This window comes from Mesorhizobium sp. 131-3-5 (assembly GCF_016756575.1).
GTDB classification, from domain to species: Bacteria; Pseudomonadota; Alphaproteobacteria; order Rhizobiales; family Rhizobiaceae; genus Mesorhizobium; species Mesorhizobium jarvisii.
Genome location: NZ_AP023254.1, coordinates 6,338,604 through 6,349,532 on the forward strand (window position 1 = coordinate 6,338,604; position 10,929 = coordinate 6,349,532).

Here is a 10,929-nt window from a genome sequence, read left to right on the forward strand (position 1 = left end):
CCATGATCCAGCGTTTCGCAAAATCAGAAGACGGCGCGGCGATGGTGGAAATGACCATCGTATCGACGCTGCTGTTCTCGCTTGTCCTGGGCTTCGTCGATTTCGGCTATGCCTTCTATCAATGGAACGCGGCCACCAAGGCGGTGCAGGTCGGCGCCCGGCTGGCGGCGATATCGGATGCGGTGGCAACCAACCTCGCGACCGCGGGTCCGATCTCGTCTCCCGGCGCCCCGATTGTCGCCGGCGCCTATGGTCCCTTCGTCTGCACCTACACCGCCGGCACGGGCGGCTGCAGCAATGGCGGCGGCTTCAGCGCCGCCAATTTCAGTCGCATCTTTCGTGGCGACACCGCAAACACCAATGATGACGCCTGTCCCAATCTGGCCACAAACCAGCGGCCGGGCATGTGCCACTTCTTCCCGGGCTTGCTGCGCAGCAACGTCGTCGTCACTTACTCGGCCACCGGCCTTGGCTATCAGACCCGGCTAAGCGGTCCGGTGCCGACAATCACCGTCAGCCTGCAGAACAGAACCTTCCAGTTCTTCTTCCTCCAGGGACTGATGGGTTTCGCCAACATCAACATGCCCTCCATGCTGAGCACGGTCACGGGCGAAGACATCAAGAGCACCTGGCCATGAATGCCATCAACACCAAGGTTACACCGACCAAGCGCAAGCAGGTGGCGCTGTTTTCGTCGGATCCGAATTTCAAGCGCGACGTGGCGACGCGGCTCGATGCGCTGGCGATCTATGACGTCAGGGTTTCCGAGACGGACGATTTTCTCAAAGGTCCGCCGGCCGATACGCGTCCCGGCATCGTCATCCTCGATCTCGGCGCTGGCGAGTTGCTCGGCAAGCCCGGCATCGTCGAGGCGCGCGCGCTGTGGGCGACGGTGCCGCTGATCGCGGTTTCCGATGAGCTGACGTCGGAACAGACGCGCGTGCTGGTGCGCATGAACGCCTCGGACTGGCTGCACAAGCCGCTAGACGGCAAAGAACTGCTAAATGCGGTGACCTTCCACGATACAGGCAACCAGGGCACGAAAAGCCGGATCATCACCTTCATCAGCGCCAGCGGTGGCGCCGGTGCCACGACGCTCGCTTTGTCGGCGGCCGAATTCCTGGCCTCGAAATCGGCCGAGCGCGCGGCCTCGACCTGCCTGGTCGATCTCGACTTCCAGAGCGCCAATTGCGGCGCCTATCTCAATCTGTTCAACCAGTTCGATCTCGCGGGCATTATCAATCAGCCGGAAAGGCTGGATGTCGAGCTGATGGATGTCATCAAGCTCATGCGCCCGTCCGGTCTCACCCTCTATGCGTTCGAGAGGCCGCAACTGCCCTTCGAGCCGCACGGCAGCGATTTCGTCTTCCGGCTTCTGGACCTCGTCGCCTACCGCTTCGACGACATCGTCATCGACCTGCCCAATATCGAAACGCCCTGGCACAATTCGGTGCTGTCGACCAGCGACGAGATCTTCATAGTCTTCGAACTCAACGTCGCTTCGCTGCGGCAAGGCAAGCGGCTCTACAAGAAGATCCGCGAACTGCGCGGCAATGCGGTCAGCATCACGCTGGTCGCCAACAAGCACAAGCGCAAATGGTTCGGGAACCATTTTTCGCGCAGCGAGCTAGAGAAGATATTCAAGGCGCCGCACATCAAATCGGTCGCGCTGGACAATGCCCTTCTGACCGATGCCTTGAACCGGGCGATCCTTCCCTCCGAAGTGGACGGCAGGGCGCGCTTCAACAAGGATCTGAAGAAGATGTTCAAAGAGCGGCTCGATGACGCTGCCCGGTAGAGATGGCCTCGTCTCCAGGCTGGCCGGCACCTGCGTGCTCGGCCTGGTGCTGGCGATGTCCGCCCAGGGCTTCGCCGAGGCGCGGTCGGGGCTTTCAGACCGGCCGCCGCTGCCGGCGATGGGCCCCAGCCTGCGCAAGGCGGTTGCCTTTGCGACCACCGAGCAGCCGGGAACGATCATCATCCGCAAGAGCGAGAAGGCACTTTACCTGGTGACCCGCCAGGGCCAGGCATTGCGCTACCAGATCAGCGTCGGGCGTGACGGATTTGGCTGGACCGGGGTGGTGAAGGTCGGCGCCAAGACGGAATGGCCGCAGTGGCGCCCGCCCCGGGAAATGCGCGCCCGCCAACCGGAACTGCCGGAGTTGGTGCCTTCGGGTCCCTATAACCCCTTGGGCGCGCGGGCGCTGTATCTGCTGCGGGACGGACACGACACGCTCTATCGCATCCATGGCACCAACGATCCCTCGGGCGTGGGATTCGATGGCACGTCGGGCTGCTTTCGCCTTACCAACACGGATGTGATCGATCTTTTCAAGCGCGTGCCAGTTGGCACCAAGGTGGTGGTTCAATGACGACGATCAGCGACCCGCATGTACCGACTGTCTCGGCCGAGCCGATTGAACCGCAACTGCTCGGCAAGGATGCGAGCCGGTCGCGGCTGGCCGTCGTCGTCGGCGTTGGATTGACCCTGTTCGCCGTGCTGAACGCAACCGCCGCCATCTACCTCTATCGAGGCATCAACGACCTGCGTACCGTGGAGGGACGTCTCGAGGAACTCGGTGCGTTCGAGCAGCGGATCGTTGCCCGGCTCGATACGGTCAACAACGGTTTTCAAAGCCGATTTGAACGGCTGGACAGCCAACTGCAGGGCAATTTCAACGAAATCAACGGCAGCATATCCAGGTTGGCACAAAACCCACCCTCGGCGCGCGACGACAGCAGCATCGGCGCGGCTGAACCCGTCGTCGTCACCAGCACCGTGGCGGACGCTTCTTCCGACACCAGCGATGTCGCGGCCGAACCCTCGGCTGTCGAGACGCCACGGCCAATCAAGCGCAGGAGTGCCGCACCCCCTGGCCCGAATCCCGCCTACCAGCGAACGGAGACGCCGGACGGCAAGGTCTATTATCGCAAGATCAACTGAGGCGTATCGGGGTTCCGGTGAAGCCGGACGGAGCTGAGCCTCATGCAATTGCCGACGTCCGGACGTTTCGAAACGCCCTATGCCAGACTAAAGATCCCGTCCCAAAGTCATGAGCCGCAGGGCCAGAGACTCACCGCGCAGTCGCGTCTCGCGAAGGAACGCGACATGACAGTACGCGCAGGCCACGAAGCCCAGAACGAGCACCAGGCTGTTCTGCCAAGTAAAATCGATCTTCAGGGCGAATTGGAGGCCGTTGGACATCGGAAATGCCGCGACCGTGCTCGCCGTCTCCGAATGACTGCTGGAAGCGATCATCAGTCCGGCAAAGAGCAGCGCGACGTGGTTGGCCAGGAAGAAGGCGGCCGCCGGTCTCACCCGGCAAGCGCTCCAGAACACCAGTGCCGCGGCAACCAGGATGACGGCATCCAGGGCCATCGAACCATAGAGATACGGGTCGATCTGTTGCCAGAACATCGCCGACAAGGGGCGCAGTTCAAGCCAGATCCTCCACATTGCGGGGCTTGCGGGATAGCTCCCGAGTAGCATGGTCGCTATTCGCTCGCAGGCCAAAACCACCAGGATGAAAGCCGGAAAAGCGAAGAGTAGTATCGGCCTGCGCTTCATTTTAACCTCGACAATCTGGCGTCAGCATAGATTGCAGAGATTGCGCAAGGCTTAACGCAAGGGCGCCACTATGCCCGTGCTTGGCAGTTCATTCGGGCAGCCCTCAATCCACTATCGGCCCTTGCTGCCGTGGTCGCATGGTCTTGGCCGAACGCCGTCCAATTTCCACGGCTGCCTTCCGGCCCATGCAGGCTTTATACGATTCTGCCGGCATTGAGCCGTATGTGCGTCTGGACTTTTCCACACCAGGCAGCGTTTGGCTGAAGCCGCAGCCAACCTCTTTTGTGCCATTTTTGCTACATTTCCCAACCTTGTGGATCAGACCGGTGATTTAGGCTCCCCTAAATTAATAATAACTCACATATTTTCTTGAAATTGTTGGATAGTTGCCTGAGACAGGCTCAGGCTTGGGTCAGCGCCCGCAAGGGCGCAGGGGAAACGTTGGGGCGGGTTAGATGAATACGAGAAGCATCTCGACTGTGGGCAAGCGCCTAGGTCTTTTGATGGCGGCTACGATGCTGACATGCGCAAGTGCGAGTGCGCTTACGCTCAAGGAAGCGATGGCGGTTGCGGTCGAATCCAATCCTGAAATCGGCCAGGCCATAGAAAATCGCGAAGCAATCGAGTTCGAGCTGCGTCAGGCCAAGGGCCTCTATCTTCCCAGCGTCGACGTGGAAGCGTCAGCCGGGGCTCGCCGTCTCGACAATTCCTCCCGACGCGCGCTCTCGATAGAGGATGACGCACTTTATCCGGCGGAAACCGATCTGACGGTTTCGCAGACGCTCTATGACAGCGGCGCAAGGCGGGCCGAATTGAACCGCCAGGCCTCGCGCGTCGACGGCGCGTCGTTTCGTGTGCTGGAGCGGTCTGAATTCATCGGACTCTCGGTTGTCCAGGACTACCTCGAATACATGCTTCAGGCTTCGATCGTGGCAGAGGCAAAGAAGAACCTGGGCTTCCACCAAGCAATCCTCCACGACATCCAGGAAGGCATTGCTGGCGGTGGCTTGAACGAGGCCGACCGGCAACAGGCCGAAGAGCGCCTGTTTGCGGCCAAGGCCCGCATGCAGGAAGCCTCGGAGGAACTGGAGGCCTCGAGGATCCGGTTCTTCAAGACCGTCGGGAAGCCGTTGACCAATGCATCGAGGCCGGCCGATGTTTCCGGCACGCTGCCAAGGTCGCTGGACGATGCGATTGGCCTTGCGCGGGAGAGCAATCCGCGCGTCCACATGGCCAACAGCGATATCGCCGCCGCGGCCTCGCTGGTGGATGCGGCTCGCGCGAAATACGGCCCCTCGATTGTCGCCGAAGGCGTCGCCCGGGCTGGGTATGACATCGACGGTGACAATGGCGACACATCCGACCTGCAGGCACGCCTGGTGCTGCGGTGGAACTTGTATCGGGGCGGCATCGACAAGGCCAATGAGCAGGAGCAGATCCGTCGCACCAGCGAGCAGCGGCTTGCGCAGCACCAGGTGCTGCGGGAAATCGAAGAAGCCGTTCGCACATCGTGGGATCGCCGCTTCCGGCAAGCCGACCTGGCAAAGACGCTGAAGCTGCAGGCCGCTTCCAACGAGAAGCTGGTCGCGTCCTATCGCGAGCAATTCAAGGTCGGGCAGCGCTCGTTGCTCGATGTGCTGGATGCGCAGAATACGCGTTTCAACACGGCGACACTGGCCGACACCGCATCCTACGCCTCTCTCTTCGCCCAATACCGGCTTCTCGCGGCCACCGGGCAGTTGCTGAAAACGATGGACATCCGCCCGCCAAAACAGGCCGCGGCCTATGCGCGGACCGAGTTCGGCGCACCGGAAACGGCCGACACGGAAACCTATGCGCGCACGCCGTCGGAACAGAAGAACGACCTGCCATTCGATATCCTGGCACCGGTCAGGAAAAAGTAAGCGGATGTAAGGACCGATCGAAAGTCCCTAAGGGCAGATCGTGAATCAGCAACCCAACATCCTCTCCCCGAAGGAGGCGTTCAAGGCCTGCTTCTCGGCCATTGCCGGGTATCTCGGCAGGCCGAGCGCGCAAACGGTGCTGTTCGCTGGCGTGCCGCTGTCGGACACGCGTATCGACATCGAAGCCATCCGGCATATTGCCGAGCGCATCGGCCTCGAAATCACCGAATTCAGCCATCGCGAGTTTCTTCGGGGACGCATCGACCTCCCCGCCATCGTGTTTCGCGTCAGTCAATTGCCGGTTGCCCTGCTGGCCGAAACGGAGGACGGCGCATTCACGACCGCTCCCCAGGAAGACGGCCGCGTAACCATCACGAAATCCGAATTGGCCGCCAGCTACATCAGTGGCGGCGTTTCCTTCTCGATAACATATGCCAACACTGCCGAAGGGATGAATGTCGGTTCGGCGCCGAAGATCGAGCGGCGACATTGGCTGACGGGAACGATGGGTCCGTTCTGGCGCACCTATTCGAAGGTTATCCTGGCGGCAATCTTCATCAACATGCTGGCCATCGCCTCGCCGATCTTCACCATGAACGTCTATGACAGGATCTTGCCGAACAAGGCGATATCGACGCTATGGGTGCTGTCGATCGGCATCGCCGCGGTCATCCTGTTCGACCTGCTTCTGAAGACCGCCAGAGCGTCCCTCATCGACTATGCCGGGCGCAAGGCGGATCTGCGCATTTCCTATTTGCTGTTCGAGAAAGTGCTGAACTCGTCCCTGTCGGCGCGGCCAGGCTCGACAGGCGAATATGCAAATCGGGTGACGCAGTATGAATTCGTGCGCGAATTCTTCACGTCCAACACCATCAGCGTGTTTATCGACACCGCCTTCGTGTTCGTCTTTCTCCTGGTCATCTATGCGATCGGCGGATGGCTGGTCATCATACCGGCGCTGGCCTTCGTGGCTTCCGTGATCGTCGGGCTGATCACGCAACAGCGCATCGGCAAGCGTGTCGCGGCCTCCATGAACGAGGCCTCGCAACGGCAGGCCCTGCTGGTCGAATCCATCTCCACGCTGGAGACGATCAAGTCGCTGCGGGCCGAGGCGTATTTGTTGCGAAAATGGGGAGAGCATTCCAAGAACGCGTCCAACACATCCGAGAAGATCAAGCAGCTTTCGGCCGCCGCTGGCAACATAACGCAGGCCATCCAGCAGATGGTCACCGTCGCCCTGATCGTGGCCGGCGCCTACGCCTTCTCGGAAGGACACGTCTCCACCGGAGCCATTATCGGCACCGTGATGCTGGCCAGCCGGGCGGTGTCTCCACTCGGCCAGATCGCCATCACCTTGTCCAGGCTTCGCCAGGCCATGCTCTCCCTGCGCATGGTGAACTCGATCATGGCGCAGCCGGAGGATCGCCCGGATACGGTGGGTTTCGTCAACCGGCCCATTCGCAACGGCGCCATGGTGTTCAGGAATGTCGGCTTTGTCTATCCGGGCTCCGAGAACGAGGTCCTGACCGGTCTGAATTTCTCGGTGAAGCCAGGCGAGCGCATCGGCATCATCGGCCGCATAGGTTCGGGAAAGACAACGATGGGCCGGCTGATCGGCAGGCTCTTCCTGCCGACATCAGGCGAGCTGCTGTTGGACGGGATCGACATCCGCCAATACCACCCTTCGGAGGTTCGCGCCGCGGTCGGGATCGTCGCACAGGCCAACGATCTGTTTTCGGGTACCATCAAGGAAAATCTCCTGATGGCATGTCCGGAGGCGACCGATGAGCAGATCGTCGAAGCGGCAAAGGCTGCCGGCGTCGACGATTTCGTCTCCCGTCACCCGCGTGGCTACGACATGAATGTCGGCGAGCGCGGCACCAATCTCTCGGGCGGCCAGAGGCAGACGATGGCGATTGCCCGTCTGTTGCTGACCAAACCGAAAATCGTCTTCCTGGACGAGCCGTCGGGTTCGATGGACCTGGCTTCCGAGCGGCAGCTGATCAAGCAGCTCAAAGTGGCTTTCGACCGGAACACGACGCTGATCGTTTCAACGCATCGCTTCAGCATGCTCGAACTGGCCGACCGTCTTATCGTCATCGAGCAAGGCAGGATCGTTGCCGATGGACCAAAGGACCAAGTGATACAGGCGCTGCAGAAAACAAGCACCTGAAAAACAGACTTATTGAACGCATTCAATGCGTTGGGGTTGTAGGACATGCTTGCAAGGGAAGACCGGCCGCCGCTTTTCGCGTCGGCGTCCTTGTTCATCATAGGGGCACTGTTTGTGTCTTCCGTCGCCTGGGCGTCCTTTGCCGAGGTCGACGAAATCGCGCGCGGCGAAGGCAAGGTCATACCGGCTTCCAAGACCCAGATCATCCAGGCCAGCGAGCCGGGCGTCGTTCAGGAAATTGCCGTGAAGATCGGGCAGATCGTCAAGAAGAACGATCTCATCATCCGCCTCGACAACACGATGAACACGTCCAGCCTCGGCGAGCAGCAGGCCAAGGCAAGGGCGCTCCGGACGCGCATTGCACGGCTGAAATTCGAGCAGACCGGCAATATAGACGGTCCATTTCCCTGTCCGGCCGAAATTCAGAAGGTCGCGCCGGAAATCTGCGACAACGAGCAGAAACTGCTCGTTGCGCGCCGTGACAACTTCCAGGTCAAGCTGTCGGTCCTCAAGTCGCGTCTCGATCAGCGCCTGAACGAATTGGACGAAGCCAACGCCAATCTCGATCGCCTCACCAAGAATCTCGAAGTCAGCGACCGGGAAACGGCGCTGGTCGAATCCATGGTCAAGAAGGGGCTGATGGCCAGGACCGAGCAGATCCGCGTCGAGCGGGAGCAGACCGAACTGCGTGGGCAGCTGAACCTCGCCGGTGAATCCATCAAGAAAGCCAAGGCGGCCATCACCGAAGCCCAGCTTCAAGTCAACGAGCTCGGCCTGCAGCTGCAACAGGAGGCGCTGAGCGACCTGACCCAGGCGCTGGCCGATCTTTCGGTCGTCGATGAGACCATACGCGGCGCCACCGACAAGGTGGCGCGCACGGACATCCGCTCGCCTGTCGACGGTATCGTCAACACGCTTGACATCAACACGGTCGGCGCCTTCGTGCAGCCCGGCGCGGTCGTGGCCGGCATCGTGCCCACATCCGAGACGCTGCTGGTCGAAGCGCGGGTTTCACCGCGCGATGTTGCCTTCATCCGGCCGGACCAGGACGCGCTGATCAAGATTACCGCCTATGATTTCTCGATCTTCGGCGGTATCGAGGGCAAGGTCTCCAACATCACCGCCGACAGCCTGGTCGACCAGAAGACGGGCGAGCCCTACTACCAGGTACGCGTCGCCACCGAGAGGTCGACGCTGACGCGAGATGGCAAGACCTATTCGATCATCCCCGGCATGATCTGTTCGGTCGATATCAAGACCGGACACAAGACCATCCTCACCTATCTGCTGAAGCCGATCAACAAGGCACGCGAGGAGGCAATGAGTGAACGATAGCGTCACGTCTCCCGCCGCCGATCGCGAGCAGCTGCTGCCGCCCATGGCGACAGAGGATTTCGGGCTGGAATTCCGGGTCGTGGCACGTGGCGGCACGCGACGCGGCATTCGTCTGGAGCGGGCGTTCTGGACCGCGCTGAAGCAGATGGCCGAAAGCCGCAAATGCACGATCGGCATGCTGATCGACGAGATCGCCGACAGCCATGCCCACACCGGAAACCTGACATCGGCAATCCGGGTGGCCTGCATGCGCGGACTGGCCGACGAAAACCAGACCTTGCGAAGGCTTGCGTCGATCAAGACGATCAACGCCATTCTGGTCGCCTGCCCGTCACCGGCTTTTGCGCTCTCATCGTCGAAGAGGATCCTGACCTTCAACGCGCCGTTCCAGCAGCTGGTCAGGCGCCAATTGCCGGTCGCGCCAAGCGAAGATGCGCGCCACGACCTGAAGCTTGCCCTGGATCTCAATGTCGCTGACATATTCGCGCGGCTCGACGCCAATGGCGAAACGCCGGTCGCCACCGGTTTCGTCATCGGCGCGGGCGACCGCCGCTACCGGGGGCAATTGAATGCGGCGCGGGCGCCGGTGCTCGAGCCGGAGCTGCTGATGGCCTTCGTCTTCGGCGGCTAGTGCATATCGCCCGAAAGTGACCCCAGTTCTGGGGAGAAGACATGAGAGCGAAGGCGTGCCGAACCGGGTGCTTCGCTTGGCTATGCTATGGCTGCAGGCCCTCGCCAGGTGCGACCGTCGCAAGTCCGCCCTTGATATCGGCGACTTGGGCCGCGCCGGGCCTGGTGCCGTGGATCCACGCTCGGTCGGTGCTGAACGAGTACAATGGCACGTAGTCTGGAAGATCGCTGTCCCGCGAGACGACGTTGCTCAGGCTGTCCAGAATAAAGACGCCGCTGCCGGTGCTGACAGACAGCACGGCATGAAAGAAACCGCGCTTGCGATCTTGCAAGACGACGAGCGACATGCTCTGCGCCGGAATGCCGGCACGCAGCAGCGCCGCCATCTTGAGAATGGCGAAATCCTCGCAGTCGCCCGCCCGCCGCTCGAGAATTTCGGAAGGTTTGGCCCAGTAGTCGAGCTTGCCGTAAACCACGCTGTCCTTCTTGTAGGCGATCGCGTGATTTATGCTTGAGTTGATGAAGGACAGCTTGTCGACAAACCGCTTGTCCTTGGCGGCGTTGACGATCGCGGTGAAGATGCTGTTCTTGCCGTCGCACGCAGTGCCCGCGGAACAGTCGACGATTGCCTTGTAGACCGGTGCCCAACGCGCGGAAACCGGAAAATTATGCATGGACAGCGCAACCGATCCGAACACGCCGGGAATGATCGCCGCCGTCTGGATGGGATCGATCCCGGCGTTGCCTTGCGCCGTCGAAAGGCCGGTTTCCTGACCGCTGGTGGCCGGACCGTAGCTGCCGAGAACCATGCCTATTCTGTAGGCCGAGGCCGGCTGCCAGGGCTGCCGCCGCAGCAGCGAAATGCCCCCGAGGACAGGAGGCGTTTCGACGTTCGCCAGCAGCGAATCGACACGATCGGCGCCGGCTGGGACCGTGCTGGCGAACGATGGATGCGACAGGCCGAAAATGCCGATTGCCAGCAGCAGCGCTTTGAGCCCGGTTGCCCCCAGGGCAGATTTTTCTTTTGTCATAACGCCCACCTTTGACTGTGGACGCTACCAATCTCGTCTCAAATTATTGGAAAAGAAGGTGGATAAATTTCCTGTACTTCATGACAGTTGTTTTGTGTAAAATTTTACACAAATTTATACTTCCATTTGCCAAGCAACCGAGGCCGGACCCCGCCAAGCGGATTGCACATCGGCCAATGTATATCAGGTTATATGTTTCGAGTTTACCACGCATAAAAAATGCCGAGGCCCGCATATCATAATATATGAAACAGATTGCGGGATAGTTGCAAAGTAGAAGTGGCCCAT

10 protein-coding genes are annotated in these 10,929 nt (G+C 60.7%); 8 read left to right on the plus strand and 2 right to left on the minus strand.

Going from position 1 to position 10,929, the window contains the following annotated elements; all coding sequences use genetic code 11:
- Positions 1-2: 2 nt before the first annotated feature.
- From JG747_RS30795 to JG747_RS30810, 4 genes are read left to right on the plus strand one after another with little or no spacing between them, the layout of a single operon-like run.
- Complete coding sequence (locus tag JG747_RS30795; RefSeq protein ID WP_010914078.1) at positions 3-638, plus strand: TadE/TadG family type IV pilus assembly protein; 636 nt, start codon at positions 3-5, stop codon at positions 636-638.
- The gene (locus JG747_RS30800) at positions 635-1,798 is read left to right on the plus strand and encodes an AAA family ATPase (protein ID WP_202360687.1); all 1,164 of its coding nucleotides are present in this window, start codon (positions 635-637) and stop codon (positions 1,796-1,798) included. The genes JG747_RS30795 and JG747_RS30800 overlap by 4 nt, the downstream gene beginning before the upstream one ends.
- Positions 1,782-2,372, plus strand: a complete 591-nt coding sequence (locus JG747_RS30805) for a L,D-transpeptidase (protein WP_064980361.1) — start codon at positions 1,782-1,784, stop codon at positions 2,370-2,372. The genes JG747_RS30800 and JG747_RS30805 overlap by 17 nt, the downstream gene beginning before the upstream one ends.
- Complete coding sequence (locus tag JG747_RS30810) at positions 2,369-2,944, plus strand: hypothetical protein (protein WP_202360688.1); 576 nt, start codon at positions 2,369-2,371, stop codon at positions 2,942-2,944. Before JG747_RS30805 ends, JG747_RS30810 begins: the two co-directional genes overlap by 4 nt.
- A gap of 87 nt (positions 2,945-3,031) precedes the next feature.
- Here the strand turns inward: JG747_RS30810 and JG747_RS30815 are convergent, their stop codons facing one another.
- Complete coding sequence (locus tag JG747_RS30815; protein WP_064980365.1) at positions 3,032-3,568, minus strand: hypothetical protein; 537 nt, start codon at positions 3,566-3,568, stop codon at positions 3,032-3,034.
- Between the two features lie 455 nt (positions 3,569-4,023).
- Here JG747_RS30815 and JG747_RS30820 point away from each other — a divergent pair, with 455 nt between their 5' ends.
- From JG747_RS30820 to JG747_RS30835, 4 genes are read left to right on the plus strand one after another with little or no spacing between them, the layout of a single operon-like run.
- Positions 4,024-5,472: a TolC family protein gene (locus tag JG747_RS30820; RefSeq protein WP_081295854.1), complete on the plus strand. Its 1,449-nt coding sequence runs from the start codon at positions 4,024-4,026 to the stop codon at positions 5,470-5,472.
- 40 nt (positions 5,473-5,512) lie between these two features.
- The gene (locus JG747_RS30825; RefSeq protein WP_019860379.1) at positions 5,513-7,645 is read left to right on the plus strand and encodes a type I secretion system permease/ATPase; all 2,133 of its coding nucleotides are present in this window, start codon (positions 5,513-5,515) and stop codon (positions 7,643-7,645) included.
- A gap of 45 nt (positions 7,646-7,690) precedes the next feature.
- Complete coding sequence (locus tag JG747_RS30830) at positions 7,691-8,980, plus strand: HlyD family type I secretion periplasmic adaptor subunit (RefSeq protein WP_202360689.1); 1,290 nt, start codon at positions 7,691-7,693, stop codon at positions 8,978-8,980.
- Positions 8,970-9,611 carry a ribbon-helix-helix domain-containing protein gene (locus JG747_RS30835; protein WP_019860381.1) on the plus strand — a complete coding sequence of 214 codons (642 nt, stop codon included), beginning with the start codon at positions 8,970-8,972 and terminating at the stop codon, positions 9,609-9,611. The genes JG747_RS30830 and JG747_RS30835 overlap by 11 nt, the downstream gene beginning before the upstream one ends.
- A gap of 85 nt (positions 9,612-9,696) precedes the next feature.
- Here the strand turns inward: JG747_RS30835 and JG747_RS30840 are convergent, their stop codons facing one another.
- Complete coding sequence (locus JG747_RS30840; protein ID WP_038644568.1) at positions 9,697-10,641, minus strand: transglutaminase-like cysteine peptidase; 945 nt, start codon at positions 10,639-10,641, stop codon at positions 9,697-9,699.
- Positions 10,642-10,929: the final 288 nt, after the last annotated feature.

What these genes read in the sequence shown, in the direction of transcription:
- JG747_RS30795 (WP_010914078.1), top strand. Translation starts at nt 3, where the DNA reads ATGATCCAGCGTTTCGCAAAATCAGAAGACGGCGCGGCGATGGTGGAA.
- JG747_RS30800 (WP_202360687.1), top strand. Translation starts at nt 635, where the DNA reads ATGAATGCCATCAACACCAAGGTTACACCGACCAAGCGCAAGCAGGTG.
- JG747_RS30805 (WP_064980361.1), top strand. Translation starts at nt 1,782, where the DNA reads ATGACGCTGCCCGGTAGAGATGGCCTCGTCTCCAGGCTGGCCGGCACC.
- JG747_RS30810 (WP_202360688.1), top strand. Translation starts at nt 2,369, where the DNA reads ATGACGACGATCAGCGACCCGCATGTACCGACTGTCTCGGCCGAGCCG.
- JG747_RS30815 (WP_064980365.1), bottom strand. Translation starts at nt 3,568, where the DNA reads ATGAAGCGCAGGCCGATACTACTCTTCGCTTTTCCGGCTTTCATCCTG.
- JG747_RS30820 (WP_081295854.1), top strand. Translation starts at nt 4,024, where the DNA reads ATGAATACGAGAAGCATCTCGACTGTGGGCAAGCGCCTAGGTCTTTTG.
- JG747_RS30830 (WP_202360689.1), top strand. Translation starts at nt 7,691, where the DNA reads ATGCTTGCAAGGGAAGACCGGCCGCCGCTTTTCGCGTCGGCGTCCTTG.
- JG747_RS30840 (WP_038644568.1), bottom strand. Translation starts at nt 10,641, where the DNA reads ATGACAAAAGAAAAATCTGCCCTGGGGGCAACCGGGCTCAAAGCGCTG.